Consider the following 21135-nt stretch of genomic DNA (forward strand, 5'->3'; position numbering starts at 1 on the left):
ATGAAAAAATCAGTTCAATTATTAGTTTGCAGTGCGCTTCTATTGAGTTCTATTGCAAATGCACAATGGTCCAACAAAAAAATAAAAGGTAATGGCAATGTAGTTACTGAAACCAGAACCACTTCAGAATATAACGCTATAAAGGTTTCCGGTTTTTTTGATGTGGATTTAGTGGCAGGAAAAGAGGGGAAAATTATAGTAAAAGGAGAACAAAATTTATTGTCTGCCATAAAAGTGGAAGTCGAAGATAATGTTTTAAAAGTTTATACTGAAAAGAGGGTTAACCTCTCACCAAGCCTTGGCAAAAAGATTGAAGTAACAGTTCCTTTTGAAACCATATCGGCATTAACGCTATCCGGTTCGGGAGATGTTCAATCCAAAGATCCTATCAAAAGCGACAAATTCCTGGCAAAATTATCAGGTTCTGGAAACTTTAATCTGGCGGTAAACTCTACTGATCTTGAGTTAAATTTAAGCGGATCAGGAGATGTAAACTTAAAAGGAAATACGGCTAACTTTATTACTAAATTATCAGGTTCTGGAGATATCGATGCAGCGAATCTTAAATCAAAAAATACAGATGTAACCATTTCGGGTTCAGGCGACATTCGCGTGAACTGTACTGAAAGTTTAACTGCGAGAGTTTCGGGTTCAGGGGATATTAGATACAGTGGAAATCCTGAAAAACGTGACGTAAAAGTTTCGGGATCAGGAAGCATCTCAAAAGCATAATTTCAAAAAAGCTCAATAATAAAAGAACTTTATCATCATCAAATCAAAAAACAAACAGCACTATTCTTCTTTTATTATTGAGCTTTATCTTTTAAAACCCGTATTCATCCAAAATTAAAACTAATGAAACAAACTCTTTTAGTTTCGCTTCTGGTTTTCTCCTGTACCTTCTCTTTTGCCCAAATAACAACAACTTCTAAAATTGAATCTCTGGACAGCTTAAAAAGCAGCACCACGGAAATGATGTCAAAATACAATCTTAAAGGATTAAGTGTTGCTGTTTTTGAGAACTACCAAATAATCTGGACGAGTCAATGGGGTGTTAAAGCTGCAAATTCTGAGGAAAAAATCGATCAGTATACTGCTTTCTCTACAGCCTCAATATCAAAACCTATAGTGGCTATCGTTTGTGCGATGCTGGAAGAAAAAGGACTAATCAACCTTGATGCTCCCATCTCAAAAGACCTCAAAACATGGCAATTGCCTAACAGTGCTTTCACCAAAGACAACCCGGTTACCTGGAAACAGCTGCTATCTCATACTGGTGGAACAAGTCAGAGTGGTTTTGAAGATTATTATCAGGGAGATTCGATCCCTACTATTGAACAGAGTCTGCAAGGCAAATTATTACCTCGCTCTAAAAAACCTATTGAATTTCTTTTTAAACCCGGAGCCGACTGGCAATACAGCGGTGGCGGTTATGTAATTGTTCAGTGTGCTCTCGAAAATCATTTCAAAAAGCCATTGGCACAACTTGTAAAAGAAAATCTGCTTGATCCGTTGCTGCTGCAAAATTCAACAATGCTTCAGCCCAATGAAAATGGCTTTCTTACCAATGTTGCCAAGGTACATAACCATAATGGAAAAATAATCCGAACAGGAATCCCTATAACTCCTCAGGTTGCACCTTCGGGATTGTGGTCTACCCCAGCCGATTTGGCCTTAATTGCGATCGAAATGCAAAAAGCATTAGCAGGAAAAGGCAATAAAGTAATTTCAAGAGCTGCGGCAACTAAGGTTACAAACATTGTTACCATGAAAGGTCCCCGTGGCTGGAGTTACGGCTGGCAGAGAAGTTTGGGATACGGAAATCTGGACTGGTTCTCTCATGATGGTTCTAATACCGGAACCGGAGGCGATTTGCTCGCTACAATGAAAAATGGCAACGGGATTGCCGTTTTAGCCAATGGTGACAAACCCAACAGGCTTCCTGTAATGGCTTATATCGAAAAAGAAGTTATCACAAAACTAGGCTGGTCAAAACCAATCAAAACACATCCTATCGCAATTCCATCCCACTTAAAAGAAGCTATAAAAGGTTATTATACTGAAATTCTCTACGGGTATGAAGGATTGGGGACGTCTAAAATAATTGAAGAAGATAATTTACTTTATCTCTGCTCTCCATTTTTAAAAGAAAATTTTGATACCGAGAAAACAAAAATGTATTATTTGGGAAATAATACTTTTAAAATTGATAATTACCCCAATCAGATACATTTTAACTTACTTAATAATAAATTACAAGCCATAACCATCACCCGTTCAACGGATACAACCCGATTTTTACATCTTACTCTGGAGCAAATCAGAACGCTGCACACGCAGTTAATAGAACTATTCAGTGAGCATACGTTTGAAACTGCTTTAGATGAGTTTAAAAAATTAAGATTAAAATATCCTGGTCATAATTTTGAAGATGATCTCAATACTTTAGGATACACTTTATTCAGTAATAAACTAACAGATCTTTCAGTTCAGATCTTTACACTTAATTGCACTGAACATCCAAATTCAGCAAATGCTTTTGACAGTTTGGGCGAAATTTATGAAGCAATTGGTCAATTGGGTCCTGCCAAAGAAAATTATTCAAAATCGCTGGAGCTAAATCCTAAAAATGAAAATGCTGCGCAAATGCTTTCAAAAATCAATACACAGCTTAAGTCTAAATAATATTGAAGTAAAACACGAATTCCACGAATTTACACAAATTAGTGTCAATTCATGGAATTTTTTTTATGTTTCTGTCCACCTACTAAGCTATAATCAATGTTTTAATGATTGGAACACTAAAATTTTTAGCACATAGAAACATAGATTTTAATTCTCAAAAGAGGATACAAAAGAAATAAATTTCTTTCACATAGTAATATGCGTTTTATTTGAAGTGAAACGCCTTCCCCTGCATTTTTAACTATATCTATGTGTTAAAATAATATTCACATAAATTTTAATCCGTTAACCTTATTTGTGAAATGAATTCCACAAACAAATTAGTGACAATTCGTGCAATTCGTGTTATTTTTTTATACTTCTATCCTTACTTAAAGTGCCTTTTTTGGTACTCTTCTTAAAAGGAAAATTGCAGTAACAAAAAAGACGGCTAAAATTACAATTGCGGCACGTGGACTTCCTGTTATTTGGTCAATGATTCCGTAAACACACATTCCGATTACAATTCCGATCTTCTCAGCTACATCATAAAAACTAAAGAAGGAAGCGGTATCCTCTGTCTCAGGTAATAGTTTTGAATAAGTAGAACGCGATAATGCCTGAATACCTCCCATCACAAATCCGGCGACGGTAGCCATAACATAAAAATGCATAGGCAAAATGATAAAATAAGCCAAAGCACAAAATACAGCCCAAATACTATTGATAAAAATTAAGGTAGGAATGTTTCCAAATTTAGCAGAAGCTCTGGAAGTCAGAACAGCTCCTACAACCGCAACTAACTGAATAATTAAAATACATTTTATTAATCCGATCGTACTGTCTTCTTTAGTTGCCCACTGAATTTCCTGTGCTCCAAAATAAGTAGCCACAAGCATTACGGTTTGTACTGCCATACTCGAAACAAAAAATCCACTTAAATATCTTCTTAAAGGAATATTTTCTTTTAGCAAAGCCCAAACTTTCTTTAACTCTTTAAAACCATTAAAAACAACAGCTCTTGTTAATTTTTGTCCACTAGCTTTACTTCCTTTTGGTAAGTAATAATAAGTATACTGGCTAAATAAAATCCACCAGACTCCCACCATAATAAAAGAATAACGCATTGCTTTCATCGCAGCCTCTCCATCAGTACCCGTAATACCAAAAAGTTTAGGTTTCATAATCATCAATAAATTGATGATCAACAAAATGACACTACCTATATATCCCATTGAATATCCTTTGGCACTAATTTTATCCTGCTGTTCTTCAAAAGCAATATCCGGTAAATAGGAGTTGTAAAAAACCAGACTCCCCCAATATCCCAGTAATCCAAAAAAGTAAAAAGCCAGTCCGACATAAATATTGCCAAGATCAAACCAGTATAACCCCATACAGGACAAGGCTCCCATATAACAGAAGAATTTCATGAATGCTTTTTTATTTCCCACATAATCCGCAATCCCGGATAACAAAGGGGATATAAAAGATACTACTAGAAAGGCCGCTGCTGTTATAAAACTAATTAAAGCTGAGTTTTTAAGGTGCATGCCAAATACATCAATATAATGGTCACGGTCTGAAAATAAAGCTTCATAAAAAATCGGAAATACTGCCGATGCGATAGTTAGTGTATAAACGGAGTTTGCCCAATCATAAAATGCCCAGGCATTCAATAGCTTCTTATCTCCTTTTTGTAGGTTTTTCATAGTAATGGTTTTGTTAACAGGCTACGAATTTATCTCTTTTTTATCATAATCAAATCAATTTTCATTAATTCGTGTATTAATAAATTATCACTAAAAAAAAAGCTACCCTAAAAAGAATAGCTTTAAATTGTTTATCGTAAAAAATATATTTTTAATACTTTGCGTGTAATTACTTTTAACACATAGTCACATAGGATTCTGTACTTGTAAGAAAGACGCCTCACTTTATTTGAATACACATATCTTCTCTATGCGAAAGAAATATATTTCTTTTTTAGCTCTTCTTAACACATGAAAATCTATGTATCTATGTGTTAAGACCATTTTTCTTTCTAAATAATCAATGAAGTTATTTAATAATTCCCACTTTAAGTGCTGTCGCTCTTGCTTCCGGAATTAAAGCTCTAATATTGGCAATCCTTGTAGCATCAGACGGGTGCGTACTCATAAATTCGGGTGTGCTTCCTCCTCCTGATTTCGCCGACATTCTGCTCCAGAATGAAATTGCATCATCCGGATTGTACCCCGCAATTGCCATCAGAGTCAGGCCTATTTTATCCGCTTCGGTTTCATTGCCCCGACTGAAAGGCAGCATTACACCAACCTGAGTCCCTAGACCATATGCCTGTGTAAATATCTCCTGTGTTTGTTGTGTTTTACCGCTTGTAGCTGCTCCTAAAGCAACGCTACCTATTTGCTGTAATTGTGCGGCACTCATTCTTTGTGCTCCATGATTGGCTAAAGCATGCGAAACTTCATGTCCCATAACAGTGGCTAAACCGGAATCATTTTGTGTTACGGGTAAAATCCCTGAGTATACTACAATTTTTCCTCCAGGCATACACCAGGCGTTTACCTCTTTATTGTCTACTAGTTTATACTCCCAGCGGTAATCTTTCAAATATTGCGATTGCCCTAAATAAATCAGGTATTTTTCGGCTGCCGCTTTAATTCTTGTTCCTACAGCTTCTACTTTTTTGGCATCTGCTGTTCCTGTAATCACTTTGTTTTCGGCTATAAAAGTATTGTATTGCTGAAACGAAGAAGGAAACAATTCGCTATTGGAAACAAAATTCAAGTTTTGTTTTCCCGTAATTGGATTTGTCGCACAACTGCCCGCCAGAATTACGACAAAAAGGCCTAATACTAAATATTTTTTCATAATAGTGGTATTTATAACAACACACAAAAATACAACTATTATTTTTTTCTTGTTTTATATAATTACCAAAAAAAATATCAGGATTTCTTTACTCACCACTAATATGAAGCTCCGTAAATCCTTTTTCGACGATTAAAAATTGATTTCGTTCTAAATCAATTTTATCAAACGGTACTTTTTCATTGTCAATTTCGATTTCAGTCACTGTAAACGGCAATCCTATTAAATTGATTTTGTATTTACTGTAGGGTGTATCGTATTTTCCTTCTTTGTGTAACTGAATGATTAGTTCTTTATCTTTTCCAATAGTACTGAAAGACAAAAAGCTATAACGTCCTTTTTTATAGTCGTATCCATCCTGTGCATCTTCATATACTACCGACTTTTCTTTACCTAGTTTAAAATACAAATCAAGTGTTAATTCATCAAATTCAAGTTCACCAACGTATTGCTGTACCGGATATTTCGGAATAATAGCTCCTGCTTTTACAAAAACCGGAATTTCATCAAATTTAGTATCAATCCACACTTCTCTTCCTCCCATGCTAAATTCGTTGGTCCAATAGTTGTACCACTCGCCTCTTGGGATATACATACGTCTCCCTACAGCATTAGGTTCAAGGATCGGACATACCAAAATTTGATTTCCAAAGATAAATTCATCATTGCGGTAATGCGTTTGTGTATCTTCCTGGTCGTAATACACTAACGGTTTTAACATAGGAACACCTTCCTCAATATACTGCCAGAACATGGTGTACAAATAAGGAAGCAACTGATAACGCAGACTCACAAACTTCCTGGTAATATTGATGACCTCTTCATCAAAAGCCCAAGGTTCCTGATTGCCATGATCTCCCGACGAATGCGTTCGACAAAACGGATGAAATACGCCTAACTGTATCCAGCGGGCGTACAATTCACCCGTAGGCTGTTCGGCAAAACCTCCAATATCAGAACCCGTAAAACCCATCCCTGAAATGCTCATTCGTTGCACCTGAATGTTGGCAATCCATAAATGCTCCCAGGTCGCTACATTATCGCCTGTCCAGGAAGAGGTATAACGCTGTGCTCCCGAATACGCCGATCTTGTAATTACAAAAGGACGTTTAGGATAGGCAAAACGTTTAACACCATGATAGGTGGCCCTTGCCATTTGTGTACCGTAAATATTGTGTGCTTTTCTGTGACTGCACGGGTTTCCGTCATATACGTGACGTACATCCATAGGGAATGTTTTATTTGGGACTTCCATAACAGCAGGCTCGTTCATATCATTCCAAACACCTTTTACTCCAATATCTGAAACTAATTCTTTAAATAAGCCTGCCCACCATTCTCTTACTGCAGGATTTGTATAATCGGGAAAATTACATTCACCCGGCCAGACTTTCCCTTTCATATAAGGGCCATCGGCTCTTTTGCAGAAATAATCTTTTTCTAATGCTTCTTGATAAACCCAGTAATCTTTGTCTATTTTGATTCCGGGATCAATGATGACTACGGTTTTAAATCCGTCCTCAGCCAATTCAGCGACCATTCTTTTAGGATCCGGAAAATAGTTTTTGTTCCAGGTAAAACATCGAAATCCTTCCATATAATCAATGTCAAGATAAATGGCGTCACACGGAATTTTTAGTTCTCTAAATTTTGAGGTGATTTCTTTTACTTTACTTTCGGGATAATAACTCCATTTGCATTGGTGGTAACCCAATACCCACAGCGGTGGTAATTCCGGTTTCCCTGTTAAATCAGTATAAGTGGTTACTACATCCTGCATTTGCGGACCGTAGATAAAATAATAATTCATTTCTCCTCCTTCAGCCCAAAAACTCGCAACGTTTCTTCTTTCCTGACAAAAATCAAAAAAGGTCCTGAAGGTATTGTCAAAAAAGATTCCGTAAGACTGTTTGTTGTGCAAACCAATATAAAACGGGACTACTTTGTATAGTGGATCTTGTTCTTTTTGATAAGCATATTGATCTGTGGCAAAGTTTTCAAGTCTCTTGCCTTTTAGATTCATCTGTGTTGCCTTATCCCCTAAACCGTAAAAACACTCTCCATCTTTAGAGGATTTACTCATTTTAACAATGTTGCCTCCGTATTCGTAACTTTCTTCCCAATGAAAACCAAGTTCGTCTTCCAGAATCAGGAAATCATTCAAATCATAAATCGCCAGACGCAAATCTGCTTTTTGAATTTTGCATTTTACCTTGCTGGTCCTGATTTGAAAATACGTTTCTTCTTCTGTGAGTTCCAGAAAATTGTACCCATGAAGCTGCGTTTTATCAATGGCATACGAAAAATCATTGCTAAAATATCCTTTTGTAGTAAAACGAAACCGGATTAAACTGTCTCTAAGAATAGTGACTTTTAAGATTACTTTGTTGTTGGTATGAAAAAAAATAGAGTCTCCTTCATGCTCATGCGAAATAATTTTTGAAGGATATAAGTCGCCTTTATATTCTAATGCTGTATTTGTAATCATATGGATTCTGTATTAATTGTATAACGCTAATCTCACTTTCAAACATACAAAAAAACTTGATAACCCTCTATGAATAAAAGGATTATTCACGAAAACGTTTTTCCTGAATGGCTGTTAAATATCCTCTTAAAAAATAAACAAATCAATAATATAAGAACGTATAACTGATAAAATGGAATTCGGGAGATCCCCTATTGTTTATGTAAAAGAATAAACGGTCACACTTAAAGGTGGTAAATTTAATGCTACCGAATAATCCCTGCCATCATAAGGCGACGATTCTATTTTTAATTCCTGAGCATTTCCAATACCGCTTCCTCCGTAAATAATGGCATCACTATTAAAAATCTCCTGCAGTTTTCCTTTTTGCGGTACACCTATTCTGTAATTTTCGCGCACGACCTGTGTAAAATTACAAACCACAACCAGATTTTCGTTAGAGTCGTTCCCTTTTCGGATATAAGACAAAACGGCATTTTGATGATCGGAATAGTTGATCCATTCAAAACCTTCTCCTGTAAATTGTTTTTCGTACAATGCAGGATGGGTTTTGTATAATTGATTTAAATCGGTAATTACCTTTTTGATTCCGGAATGGTAATCGTATTGCAGCAAGTGCCAATCCAGACTTTTCTCAAAATTCCATTCATCGCTTTGCCCAAACTCAGATCCCATAAACAATAACTTGGTACCGGGATGTGTGAACATATAACCGTACAACAATCTCAAGTTAGCAAATTTCTGCCATTCGTCGCCCGGCATTTTACCGGCAATTGATTTTTTTCCATACACTACTTCGTCATGCGAAAAAGGCAGCATAAAATTCTCAGTAAAAGCATAGGTCATCGAAAAGGTCAAATCGTTCTGATGGTACTTTCGATATACGGTTTCTTTCTGAAAATATTTTAAAGTATCATGCATCCAGCCCATCATCCATTTCATTCCAAAACCTAAACCACCGGTAAATGTTGGTCTGGACACCATTGGAAACGATGTACTCTCTTCTGCAATGGTTTGAACTCCGTCAAAATTAGCATAGATAACCTCATTAAATTCTTTAAGAAAACTTATGGTATCCAGATTTTCTCTTCCTCCATAAATATTCGGTTCCCACTCGCCTTCATTTCTGGAATAATCAAGATATAACATCGAGGCAACGGCATCAACCCGTAAACCATCGGCGTGGTAGTTCTGTAACCAAAAAACAGCATTGCTAATTAGAAAAGCACGAACTTCATTACGTCCGTAATTAAACACCAAGCTTTTCCAATCCGGATGATACCCTTTTCTGCGATCCGGATGTTCGTACAAATGCGATCCGTCAAAGAAACCCAAACCGTGTGCATCATCAGGAAAATGTGACGGTACCCAATCTAAAATAACGCCAATTCCTGCCTGATGTAGCTTGTCAACCAAAACCATAAAATCCTGTGGTTTTCCAAAACGCGAAGTAGGTGCAAAATATCCTGTCAATTGATACCCCCATGAAGGATCGTACGGATACTCCATTACAGGCATAAACTCTACATGAGTAAAGCCGGTTTCTTTGACATAGGCAACCAGATCATCAGCCAATTCTAAATACGTTAAAAAACGATTGTTCTCGCCACGTTTCCAGGAACCCAGATGTACTTCGTACACCGAATGAGGTTTGTCTAGTGTATTGTTCTCCCGGCGCGATTGCATCCATCTTTCATCCTTCCAGTTGTAATCCAAATCCCAAACCACCGAAGCAGTATGAGGCGGTTTTTCGCAATATAATGCAAATGGATCTGCTTTTTCGGTTACAATTCCATCAATATTCGATTGTATTTTATATTTGTACAAAGCTCCTTTTGAAACTTCGGGAATAAATCCTTCCCAAATGCCCGAAGAATCCCAGCGTACCTGTAAAAGATGTTCGCCCTGTGTCCAGTAATTAAAATCCCCCACAACAAAAACCGATTGTGCTGTAGGAGCCCAAACGGCAAAGTACACTCCTTTTACGCCATCAACTTCAATTAAATGTGCTCCTAATTTCTCGTACAATTGGAAGTGTTTTCCCGCTTTGAATAAATCAATATCAAATTCAGTAAAGAGAGAATGCGTGATTACTTTAGACATATTTGTTTTTTAAGGCAACAATTAATTTTAAGTCTTTTATTCAATTCTAAAATTATCAGAGAGAACCGCTCCTTTTTTAATCACAACAATACCATCTTTGATACTGTATAACTCGTTAGTAAAATTATCCAGATGTTTACCACCGCTGATATGAACATTGTTTCCAATTCTGACATTCTTATCGATCAGCGCATTTTGTATAAAACAATTTTCGCCAATACCCACATGGATTTTATTGATGATTGCTTCATGGTTCAGTTCGTCTAAGTCCTGATAGAAATCATTACCCATTACATAACAGTTCTCCAATATAGTTCCTTCTCCAATTCTGGAACGAATTCCAATGACTGAACTTTTAATTTCTTTGGCGTTAATAATACATCCCTCAGAAATCAGAGATTGGTTAATGGTTGAATTTCTAAATTTAGACGGCGGTAACAATCGGGGTCTTGTAAAAATTTTATTGTCATTATCAAACAGATTAAATTCCGGAATGTCGGCTGTTAGACCAATATTTGCTTCAAAAAAGGATTCAATATTTCCAATATCCGTCCAATATCCTTCGTATTGGTAACTCAGAATTTTATGTTTTCCAACGGCCTGCGGAATGATTTCTTTTCCAAAATCCTTTGTTTCCGGATCTGCCATGAGCTCTTCCAGTAATTGTCGGTTAAAAATATAAATTCCCATTGAAGCCAGGTACTTTTTACCTTTTTCCTTCATATGTTCACTCACATCAGATTCCCATTCCGGTAATAGCGAAGCATCGGGTTTCTCTATAAAAGCTTCTATACAACTCTCATGATTCGTTTTAAGAATTCCAAATTCAGGCGCATCTTTCGCATTTACAGGTAATGTTGCTATCGAAATGGCGGCATCGGCCGCAATATGAGCTTCTAACATTTCGTTAAAATCCATTTGATACAACTGGTCTCCTGACAAAATCAAAGCATGATCAAATTCGTGTTTCAAAAAGTGAGACATACATTGTCTGACAGCATCAGCAGTTCCCTGAAACCAGGTTGGATTATCGGGTGTTTGCTCTGCAGCCAGAATATCTACAAAAGATTGGCTGAAAATACTAAAGTTAAAAGTGTTTTTGATATGCGCGTTTAAAGATGCCGAGTTGAACTGTGTCAGAACAAATATTTTAAAAATATCGGAATTAATACAATTGGAAATTGGGATATCTACTAATCGGTACTTTCCTCCAATCGGAACGGCAGGTTTTGATCGGGTTTCTGTTAACGGGAACAAACGTGATCCTTGTCCTCCTCCTAAAATAATGGCAACTACATTTTTCTTCTTAAATTTCATTTTTCTCAATTATTAGGTTGTATATCTCGATGTATTCTTGGCAAACACGCTCCCAGGAATGATCTGTAGCCATTCCTTTCGCTCTTATTTTTTTTAAATTAATCTTATCCTCGTACAATTTCACGGCACGATTTATTGAATAGCAAATATCTCCTACCGAGACCTGATCGTGGCACACTCCGTTACCATCGTCTCCAAAATCAATTACGGTATCCTTCAATCCTCCTGTTCTTCTTACAATTGGAACAGTTCCGTAACGCAGTGCATACATTTGGTTTAAACCGCACGGTTCTACTCTCGAAGGCATCAAAATATAATCGGATCCGGCATAAATTAAATGTGCCAGTTCTTCATTATAACCAATAAAAACGTTGTAATTTCCCTTATAATCATTTCGCAATTGAACCAACTGTTCTTCAATTACCGAGTTCCCTGATCCTAAAATCAGTATATTAATACTTTCAAAATTTTCAGATAACGCCAGTGCGGAAGCCTGTGGCAATAAATCCCCGCCTTTTTCTTCAAACAAACGGCCAATAAAACTAAATAAAGGTTTTGATGCATCGAGTTCAAACTGCTCACACAATTTTTCTTTGTTCTTCTGCTTCCCGATCTCAAAAGTTTCAATCGAATAATTACTCGCAATCATTTGATCTTTGGCAGGATCCCAAACTTCAAAATCAATCCCGTTTAAAATCCCCTTCGATTTATACCTTACAGATTTAAACAATGTTTCTAACCCATTAGCGGCATTATTAATTTCGTCCAGATAACTTGGAGAAACGGTGGTTACGGCATGAGCGCACTTGATTCCTACCGCCAATGAATTAAGAGAATGATCCCATTCTAAAAAACCAACATGCCTTAAATCAAACTCAGGCAAATAATGCAATTTATCAAAACCAAACCAACCCTGATACAAACCATTGTGTATGGTAATTACACTTCGTATCTTGCTGAGGCTTTCATATTTATAGGTATATTTCACTAAAAACGGAATTAATCCGGTGTGGTGATCGTGACAATTTAAAATATCAGGAACCTTATTTCGTGCAGTGATCCAATCTAACGTTGCAATCTGAAATGACACAAATCTTTCTATGTCATCTTCATATCCATATACATTTGGACGATCGAACAATTCCTTAATTTCGATCAGGTACAATTCGTAACCCAACTTGTCTGTGGTCTCTTTTAGGACGCTGAAAGGAAAATCAAAATTCCCCAGCTTCACATTCCCCCAATGAACACATTCAAAATCATTTTCTTTCCTAAATTTGGTGTCATAACAAGGAATTACAACACGAACGTCATGGCCCGCATTAGTCTGATATTTAGGCAATGCGCCAACCACATCGGCCAGACCACCAACCTTTGCCATTGGATAACACTCTGCACTGATGTGAAATATTTCCATTCTTAAGATTTATATGCGTATTAAATACTATTTTGTGAATTATTTTTTTCAGTAAACATCTATTAATGTGCTACTTTTATGTTTTTTTAAATTTAGGAAAAAATAAACAAAGTCCAGCCCTCAAAAAAAAATTATTGATATGACAAAAAAGGAAAATAATCCTACTAAATCTCTAAAAATTCCCCGGTTTATTATTGTATCCGCTAAAATTTGCGCCTTTTTTTCGACAAAACTGGTTACCTCATATGCTGCAAAACTTTTCACAACCCCAATAAAACATAAGGTTCCAAAACGCGAACTGGAGATGGAGCAAAAAAGTATTCAAAAAACGATTTATGTCCCCGCAATTAATAAAAGTGTTGTTACCTATGAGTATGGAAAAAGCGACCACAAAATTTTACTGGTACACGGCTGGTCAGGAAGAGGCACTCAATTATTCAAAATAGCAGATGAACTTTTAAAAAATGGTTATTCGACTGTAAGTTTTGATGCTCCGGCACATGGAAAATCTGAAGGAAAAAGTACTATAATGTCTGAATTTATTGCTTCTATTTTAGAAATCGAAAAACAATTTGGCCCCTTTGAATTTGCTATAGGTCATTCCTTAGGCGGAATGTCGGTTCTAAATGCAATCAAAGACGGCTTACAGGTAAAAAAAGCAATAATAATTGGCAGTGGTGATATTGTACAGGATATACTGGACGATTTTGTCGCAAAACTGGAATTGAAACAAGAAATCAGTGAACGTATGCGTGCCCATTTTGAAGAGAAATACCAAGTAAAAATGGATGACTTTTCAGCCTATAAAGCCGCTAAAAAAGTTAAAATACCAGTACTGGTGATTCACGATCACGATGACCCTGAAGTTTCAGTAAAAGCCGGAATTCACATTCACAAACAACTGGAAAACGGAACTTTGCATTTAACAGAAGGTTTAGGACACCGAAAAATACTAGGCAATCAAAATGTCATCAAAAAAACACTAGATTTCATCAAAACATCTTAATTTTGTGATAGTTACATTTTATATTATTTAATTCTAAAGAAAATAAAAATGAACTTATTTGGAGAGACAACCGAATGGGAAACAAAACTTGAACCCATTTTAAGTAAATACAAAGGCAAGAGACATCCTTTAGAATATCAAAACACCTATCAATTACTGGTCATGGTGGTTCTATCTGCTCAGGATTCTGATGCCAATATCAATAAAATTGCGCCGGCTTTATTTGAAAAGTATCCAACTCTGAAAAGTCTCTCCGAAACCGATTCGGAAACTTTCATTCCTTACATAAGCAAGGTTCGAAATTACCCTACAAAAGCACAATGGCTTCTGGAAATTGCAAAAACCCTTCAAAATGATAATGCTATTCCATTAACTATGAAAGAATTGACAGCTTTAAAAGGAATTGGAAGAAAATCGGCCAATGTCATTCTCCGCGAAACACATCAGCCTGCAGAAGGCATTATTGCCGATTTACATGTCATTCGTGTTGCTCCAAGAATTGGAATTATCAAAGAAAGTAAAGATGGAAATAAAATAGAAAAAGACCTTATGCAGGTTTTACCTAAATCTATTTGGTCTGAAATCGGGATGGCAATTTCTTTTCTGGGACGAGAAACCTGTAGACCCAAACCTAAATGCGAAGAATGTCTAATTGTAGATTCCTGTCATTACTTCGCAACTGAAATAGCTTAGAAATGGCTATTTTCTCCGGGTATCGATCAGGTAGATAATTTTCCAAGTATCTTTTTCTTTAAACAAAGTAAATGTATTTACTCCTGAATGACTCAATTTATCATTCACATAAAACTGATAGGGTGCCCAAACATGTGCTATTGTTCCTTCAATTTGAATATTGTAACTTAAAATCTTTTCAGAAAATTTAATATTAGATGGAATTGTAGCAATTGATTTGTAGAATTTACCAGAGTTCTCCTCTGTAAGTTTGTTTCCTTTAACCAAACTCTCACTAATAGACTGCAACACTACCTTATCTGCACAAACAGATTTCATTCTTACAGTATCTCTCTCATGAAATCCTTCAAAAAAGGTTTCGATACTCTGCTGAACTTCCTGTTGCTGTGCATTTACAATTAGTCCTAAAAATAACAAAATCACTGTGTAAAATTCCTTCATAGACAAAATATAAAATTAAACTCCAAATTGACTCAGATGATGCTCCAGGTGTTTAGCAAACATATTACTCCATTCTGTCGAAGTTAACCTACCAAAAGAATGCGATTCTTTACCGTCGAAATCTTTTTCACCCAACAATTGCGTTTTATTAATATAAGCAATCAATCTATCTCTTTCAAGATCGAAATCACGACTATCATTTATAATAAATTGAGATGCAGTGGGATTATTATGTTTATACGGTGTCTCACTTACCACCTTACTTTTAACCAATGTCTTTAAAATAAACTTTAAAAAGAAACCTGGTTTTGGATGAATATCGTCGTAAACCATCTCATAGGAAACATTGCAATGCGCCAGCATTTGCGCCACATCCATTTTCCCCCAAAGACCTTTTGATTCCGGTTCAAGCAAATTGATACGCTTTACAAACTCATCACAATCTTCCTTTAAAAAAACATTTTTCATCGCATCTTATTATTAAAAATTAGTTAAAAATCTTGAAGTAAAAATATAAAAATTTCGAAATAAAGTGTAATTATTAAATCCAAATTAGAAAAATTTAAAATTTCAATTGTACGCCGCCTTGCAGTTCCTGCGGGACAATTGTAACAATCTTAATTTAACCGCGCCAAGAGCACAGTGTAAAAAAGGATAAAAGCATAAAGTTCGCAAAGCCATGATTATAAACTTTACGAACTTTATGCAAATCCACGCGAATTTAATTTATCTATCTCTGTCATCATTCAAAAAAACAAAGATGGAGAAACCTTCTCGCTTAATCCTTACTAATTTATCGGGGTGTATTGTGAAACAACTTGATCAATTCTACCAAAAACAGACTCTCCCTTGCTGTTTTTCATTTCGATTTCTATTCGGTCACCAAAAATCATAAACGGTGTCGAAGCTTTTCCATCTTTAATAATCTCCAAACAGCGTACTTCAGCCAAACAACTTGAACCATCAAGACTTCCTTTGTTGGCAACTGTACCGGAACCAATAATTGTTCCTGCCATTAAAGAACGTGATTTAGCAGCATGTGAAATCAATTGACCAAAATCAAAAACCATATCAACTCCCGCATTTGGTGATCCAATTTTTTGCTTATTTAAAACCGATATAAGCGGCAAATGCACTTTACCTCCATCCCAAGCATTTTCTAATTCGTCTGGTGTAACAGCGACAGGACTAAAAGCTGTCCAAGGTTTTGATTGATAAAAACCAAATTGCTTTGCCAATTCATTAGGAATTAAATTTCTAAGTGATACATCATTTACCAATGCAATCAATTTTATGTGTTCTTTTGCATTTGTCGCATTGATACCCGCAGGGACATCATCTGTAATAATTGCAACTTCCGATTCAAAATCAATTCCCCATTCTTCATTTTCTATCAAAATATCATCGTTTGCACCAATAAAAGCATCCGAAGCTCCCATATACAGCAAAGGATCAGTCCAGAAAGTCTCCGGCAATTCTGCATTACGCGCCTTGCGCACCAATTCTACATGCGTAACATAAGCACTCCCGTCTGCCCAATGATAAGCTCGCGGAATGGGAGCCATAACATTATTAGTCTCAAATAAAAAGGCATTTTCCAATTTATTTTCTTGTAATTCTTGAAATACAAATTCCAATTTTGGTTTGATGACATTCCAATCATCCAATGCATTTTGCATAGTTTTGGCGATTTCCGTTACCAAAACTGCTTTTGTCAATGCTCTATTTACTACTACCAATTGTCCGTCGCGGGATCCATCCTTTAGAGTGGCTAATTTCATATGATTAATATATTATTTGGTTAATTCAACAATTACAAGTCCATTAGAAGTCTTATAAATGCAGAAAAACAGAAAAAAAGCTTTAAATTTTGAATAATTATTACTTTATGTTTTATCAAAATTAGTTCAATTCTAACAATCTACAAAACCATTATTAAAATTTATAGTAGTCTTATCTTTCCTCTTTAATGAGTTTGCTAAACTTTTCTTTTGCTCTCCAAGTCACGAAGATGCAAAGTACATTTCAATCAGATACTGTTAAACTTTTTTAAGTAATTCCGTTAGGAGTCTAATATTGGCAACCACAGGTAACACCTCACAACCTGCCCACCATAAAGGTGTCCCGTAAGGACTACACTATCAAGCAGCATAAAAAAACATAAGATTAACCAAAGAATACAGGATCAGTAAAAAATCCGTTCTAATCCGCGTTTTCACGAAGTGAATCAGTACAATCCGCGATCTGTTTTTAACCGCAAAGTTCGCAAAGCATTACGCAAAGCACGCAAGAATTTAAAAAGCGCTATAAAACAAAAAACCCTATCCGATTTGGATAGGGTTTTAAAAAGAAAGGCGACGACATACTCTCCCACATAACTGCAGTACCATCTGCGCAGGCGGGCTTAACTACTCTGTTCGGGATGGGAAGAGGTGAGCCCCGCCGCAATAACCACCTTAAGGTTTTTAGTAATTAGTCCTTAGTGCATAGTAATTAGTCCTTAGACACTTTACTAGTTACTTTTCACTAGTTACTGCTCTTGCGCGAGCAAATATCTTAACATACTGAGATAAAGAAAAGTACTTTTATTTACTATTTTAGAAAGTTTCTCCCCGTCCGCCTTAACGGACGGGAAAAGGTGTACATAAGCTTACGGATTATTAGTACTACTCGACTATGACATTACTGCCTTTACATCTATAGCCTATCAACGTGGTCATCTTCCACGATCCTTAAAAGAAATCTCATCTTGTGGTGGGTTTCGCGCTTATATGCTTTCAGCGCTTATCCCTTCCAAACGTAGCTACTCTGCGGTGCCCCTGGCGGGACAACAGATACACTAGAGGTTTGTCCAATTCGGTCCTCTCGTACTAGAATCAGATCCACTCAAATTTCTAACGCCCACAGTAGATAGAGACCGAACTGTCTCACGACGTTCTGAACCCAGCTCGCGTGCCACTTTAATGGGCGAACAGCCCAACCCTTGGGACCTTCTCCAGCCCCAGGATGTGACGAGCCGACATCGAGGTGCCAAACCCCCCCGTCGATATGAGCTCTTGGGGGAGATCAGCCTGTTATCCCCGGCGTACCTTTTATCCTTTGAGCGATGGCCCTTCCATGCGGAACCACCGGATCACTATGCTCTACTTTCGTACCTGATCGACCTGTATGTCTCTCAGTCAAGCTCCCTTATGCCATTGCACTCTACGCACGGTTACCAAGCGTACTGAGGGAACCTTTAGAAGCCTCCGTTACTCTTTTGGAGGCGACCACCCCAGTCAAACTACCCACCAAGCAATGTCCCCCACATAGCGGGGTTAGGCCTCAGATAAACAAAGGGTTGTATTTCAACAATGACTCCACAACGCCTGGCGACGCCACTTCACAGTCTCCAACCTATCCTACACATCATTTATCCAAGGTCAATACTAAGCTATAGTAAAGGTGCACAGGGTCTTTTCGTCCCACTGCGGGTAAACGGCATCTTCACCGTTACTACAATTTCACCGAGCTCATGGCTGAGACAGTGTCCAGATCGTTACACCATTCGTGCAGGTCGGAACTTACCCGACAAGGAATTTCGCTACCTTAGGACCGTTATAGTTACGGCCGCCGTTTACTGGGGCTTCAATTCAATGCTTCTCCGAAGATAACATCTCCTCTTAACCTTCCAGCACCGGGCAGGTGTCAGGCCCTATACTTCATCTTACGATTTTGCAGAGCCCTGTGTTTTTGATAAACAGTCGCCTGGACCTCTTCACTGCGGCCAGCTTGCGCTGGCGACCTTTCTCCCGAAGTTACAGGTCTATTTTGCCTAATTCCTTAGCCATGAATCTCTCGAGCACCTTAGGATTCTCTCCTCAACTACCTGTGTCGGTTTACGGTACTGGTACTAATTACCTGAAGTTTAGAGGTTTTTCTTGGAAGCCCTTAGGCGCACTATCTCTTCGTCCGAAGACTCCGAGTACTATCGTATTTCCCCAAGATCTGTGGATTTGCCTGCAGATCTTATAGGTAGGTACTTCAACGAACTATTCCGTCAGTTCGCGGCGCTTTCATCACTCCGTCACCCCATCACAGTAATTAGTAGTACGGGAATATTAACCCGTTAGCCATCGACTGTCCCTTTCGGGTTCGCCTTAGGACCAGACTAACCCACAGCTGATTAGCATAGCTGTGGAAACCTTAGTTTTTCGGTGTGCGGGTTTCTCGCCCGCATTATCGTTACTTATGCCTACATTTTCTTTTCTAACCAGTCCAGCATACCTGACGATACACCTTCAACCCTGTTAGAATGCTCCCCTACCACTTACAGTCAGACTGTAAATCCATAGCTTCGGTAATACACTTATGCCCGATTATTATCCATGCTCGTCCGCTCGACTAGTGAGCTGTTACGCACTCTTTAAATGAATGGCTGCTTCCAAGCCAACATCCTAGCTGTCTGGGCAGACAAACCTCGTTCTTTCAACTTAGCGTATATTTGGGGACCTTAGCTGATGGTCTGGGTTCTTTCCCTCTCGGACTTGGACCTTAGCACCCAAGCCCTCACTGCTGAGAAACATTATATAGCATTCGGAGTTTGTCAGGAATTGGTAGGCGGTGAAGCCCCCGCATCCAATCAGTAGCTCTACCTCTATATAACTTTACGCTCAGCGCTGCACCTAAATGCATTTCGGGGAGTACGAGCTATTTCCGAGTTTGATTGGCCTTTCACCCCTACCCACAGGTCATCCGAAGACTTTTCAACGTCAACCGGTTCGGTCCTCCACTGTGTGTTACCACAGCTTCAACCTGCCCATGGGTAGATCACACGGTTTCGCGTCTAACACTACTGACTAAAGCGCCCTATTCAGACTCGCTTTCGCTACGGATCCGTGGCTTAACCACTTAACCTTGCCAGCAACGTTAACTCGTAGGCTCATTATGCAAAAGGCACGCCGTCACCCCACGAAAGGGCTCCGACCGCTTGTAAGCGTATGGTTTCAGGATCTATTTCACTCCGTTATTCACGGTTCTTTTCACCTTTCCCTCACGGTACTGGTTCACTATCGGTCTCTCAGGAGTATTTAGCCTTAGCGGATGGTCCCGCCAAATTCAGACAGGGTTTCACGTGCCCCGCCCTACTCAGGATACCACTATCTATTATACTCGTTACCCATACGGGACTATCACCCTCTATGGTGTCACTTTCCAGTAACTTCCGGTTCCTTGTACATAAAATATCGTGGTCCTACAACCCCAATCATGCCGTAACATCATTGGTTTGGGCTAATCCGCGTTCGCTCGCCACTACTTACGGAATCACTTTTGTTTTCTTCTCCTCCGCCTACTTAGATGTTTCAGTTCAGCGGGTTTGCCCACCTATCGGTGTACTATGTCTTCAACATAGTGGGTTGCCCCATTCAGGTATCTACGGATCAATCGGTGTGTGCCCGTCCCCGTAGCTTTTCGCAGCTTATCACGCCTTTCATCGCCTCTGAGAGCCTAGGCATCCCCCATACGCCCTTATTTTGCTTATTGTACCAATCTTAAAATTAATTAAGACCGTTTTTTTTTTTGTCTTTTACAATAAAATTGTAAAAAACGCTTTCTACTTTTTATTATTTTCTTATCTCAATATGTCAATGAACTTTATTAGCTGTAGGCTTTAAGCGATACGCTTTAAGCTTTCTTAGCTTACCGCCTAAAGCTTATAGCTTTCGGCTTTGTGGAGAATAACGGAGTCGAACCGTTGACCTCCTGCGTGCAAGGCAGGCGCTCTAGCCAGCTGAGCTAATCCCCCATTTTTAAATGATGAGTTATGAATTATGAGTTATGAATTCTCTCATAAACGCTCAACTTCTAAAATTTCCTTTATCTTAAGTATTTCAGTTTTTTTTAGTTTGTTGTTTTTTTATTATAACTTATAATTCATAATTTATAACTCTAAACTCTAAAAAAGTAGTCCCGGGCAGACTCGAACTGCCGACCCCTACATTATCAGTGTAGTACTCTAACCAGCTGAGCTACGAGACTCTGTTTTACTTAATTTTCATTATTTTTTAAATTAACAGCAAGAGTAAGTGAATGTTGTGATTCAGAACCTTCTAAATTAACATCTTTTTTCCTCAACGTGTATTACTACTAACA

General features: G+C 37.8%; 13 protein-coding genes, 2 tRNA genes and 2 rRNA genes. 4 read left to right on the top strand and 13 right to left on the bottom strand.

Annotated features, from left to right (window positions below; all coding sequences use genetic code 11):
* Both OGZ34_RS16410 and OGZ34_RS16415 read left to right on the top strand, forming a co-directional pair.
* Entirely contained in the window at window positions 1-732 is a 732-nt protein-coding gene (locus OGZ34_RS16410; RefSeq protein ID WP_263360939.1) for a head GIN domain-containing protein, read from the top strand.
* 123 nt (window positions 733-855) lie between these two features.
* Window positions 856-2685, top strand: coding sequence for a serine hydrolase (locus tag OGZ34_RS16415; RefSeq protein ID WP_263360940.1), 1830 nt, complete (start codon window positions 856-858; stop codon window positions 2683-2685).
* Between the two features lie 371 nt (window positions 2686-3056).
* On the opposite strand, the gene OGZ34_RS16420 is transcribed toward OGZ34_RS16415, so the two are convergent.
* The 6 genes from OGZ34_RS16420 to OGZ34_RS16445 form a co-directional block, all read right to left on the bottom strand.
* Entirely contained in the window at window positions 3057-4376 is a 1320-nt protein-coding gene (locus OGZ34_RS16420; protein ID WP_173967082.1) for an MFS transporter, read from the bottom strand.
* 349 nt (window positions 4377-4725) lie between these two features.
* Complete coding sequence (locus tag OGZ34_RS16425) at window positions 4726-5538, bottom strand: M48 family metallopeptidase (protein ID WP_263360941.1); 813 nt, start codon at window positions 5536-5538, stop codon at window positions 4726-4728.
* Window positions 5539-5626: 88 nt separating this feature from the next.
* A complete protein-coding gene (locus OGZ34_RS16430; RefSeq protein WP_263360942.1) occupies window positions 5627-8026 on the bottom strand; it encodes a glycoside hydrolase family 31 protein in 2400 nt (799 codons plus the stop codon).
* Window positions 8027-8224: 198 nt separating this feature from the next.
* A complete protein-coding gene (glgB, locus tag OGZ34_RS16435; protein WP_263360943.1) occupies window positions 8225-10129 on the bottom strand; it encodes a 1,4-alpha-glucan branching protein GlgB in 1905 nt (634 codons plus the stop codon).
* Window positions 10130-10165: 36 nt separating this feature from the next.
* Complete coding sequence (locus tag OGZ34_RS16440) at window positions 10166-11446, bottom strand: glucose-1-phosphate adenylyltransferase (RefSeq protein WP_263360944.1); 1281 nt, start codon at window positions 11444-11446, stop codon at window positions 10166-10168.
* Window positions 11436-12863, bottom strand: a complete 1428-nt coding sequence (locus OGZ34_RS16445) for a glycogen synthase (protein ID WP_263360945.1) — start codon at window positions 12861-12863, stop codon at window positions 11436-11438. The genes OGZ34_RS16440 and OGZ34_RS16445 overlap by 11 nt, the downstream gene beginning before the upstream one ends.
* A gap of 139 nt (window positions 12864-13002) precedes the next feature.
* Here OGZ34_RS16445 and OGZ34_RS16450 point away from each other — a divergent pair, with 139 nt between their 5' ends.
* Together OGZ34_RS16450 and OGZ34_RS16455 are read left to right on the top strand one after the other, a co-directional pair.
* Window positions 13003-13869 (top strand): alpha/beta hydrolase, encoded by an 867-nt coding sequence (locus OGZ34_RS16450; RefSeq protein WP_173967088.1) that lies wholly within the window; start codon window positions 13003-13005, stop codon window positions 13867-13869.
* Between the two features lie 48 nt (window positions 13870-13917).
* Complete coding sequence (locus tag OGZ34_RS16455) at window positions 13918-14562, top strand: endonuclease III domain-containing protein (protein WP_173967089.1); 645 nt, start codon at window positions 13918-13920, stop codon at window positions 14560-14562.
* A 6-nt stretch (window positions 14563-14568) separates the two neighbouring features.
* On the opposite strand, the gene OGZ34_RS16460 is transcribed toward OGZ34_RS16455, so the two are convergent.
* The 7 genes from OGZ34_RS16460 to OGZ34_RS16490 form a co-directional block, all read right to left on the bottom strand.
* Complete coding sequence (locus tag OGZ34_RS16460) at window positions 14569-15003, bottom strand: nuclear transport factor 2 family protein (protein WP_263360946.1); 435 nt, start codon at window positions 15001-15003, stop codon at window positions 14569-14571.
* A gap of 15 nt (window positions 15004-15018) precedes the next feature.
* Window positions 15019-15471 (bottom strand): DUF1569 domain-containing protein, encoded by a 453-nt coding sequence (locus tag OGZ34_RS16465; RefSeq protein WP_263360947.1) that lies wholly within the window; start codon window positions 15469-15471, stop codon window positions 15019-15021.
* A gap of 320 nt (window positions 15472-15791) precedes the next feature.
* Complete coding sequence (locus OGZ34_RS16470) at window positions 15792-16784, bottom strand: fumarylacetoacetate hydrolase family protein (RefSeq protein ID WP_263360948.1); 993 nt, start codon at window positions 16782-16784, stop codon at window positions 15792-15794.
* A gap of 568 nt (window positions 16785-17352) precedes the next feature.
* Window positions 17353-17462: ribosomal RNA gene (rrf, locus tag OGZ34_RS16475) — 5S ribosomal RNA — on the bottom strand.
* A gap of 181 nt (window positions 17463-17643) precedes the next feature.
* Window positions 17644-20526: ribosomal RNA gene (locus OGZ34_RS16480) — 23S ribosomal RNA — on the bottom strand.
* Between the two features lie 188 nt (window positions 20527-20714).
* Window positions 20715-20788: transfer RNA gene (locus OGZ34_RS16485), tRNA-Ala, on the bottom strand.
* 159 nt (window positions 20789-20947) lie between these two features.
* Window positions 20948-21021 (bottom strand) — tRNA-Ile (locus OGZ34_RS16490).
* Window positions 21022-21135 lie beyond the last annotated feature (114 nt).

Source organism: Flavobacterium collinsii (assembly GCF_946903285.1).
GTDB classification, from domain to species: domain Bacteria; phylum Bacteroidota; class Bacteroidia; order Flavobacteriales; family Flavobacteriaceae; genus Flavobacterium; species Flavobacterium collinsii.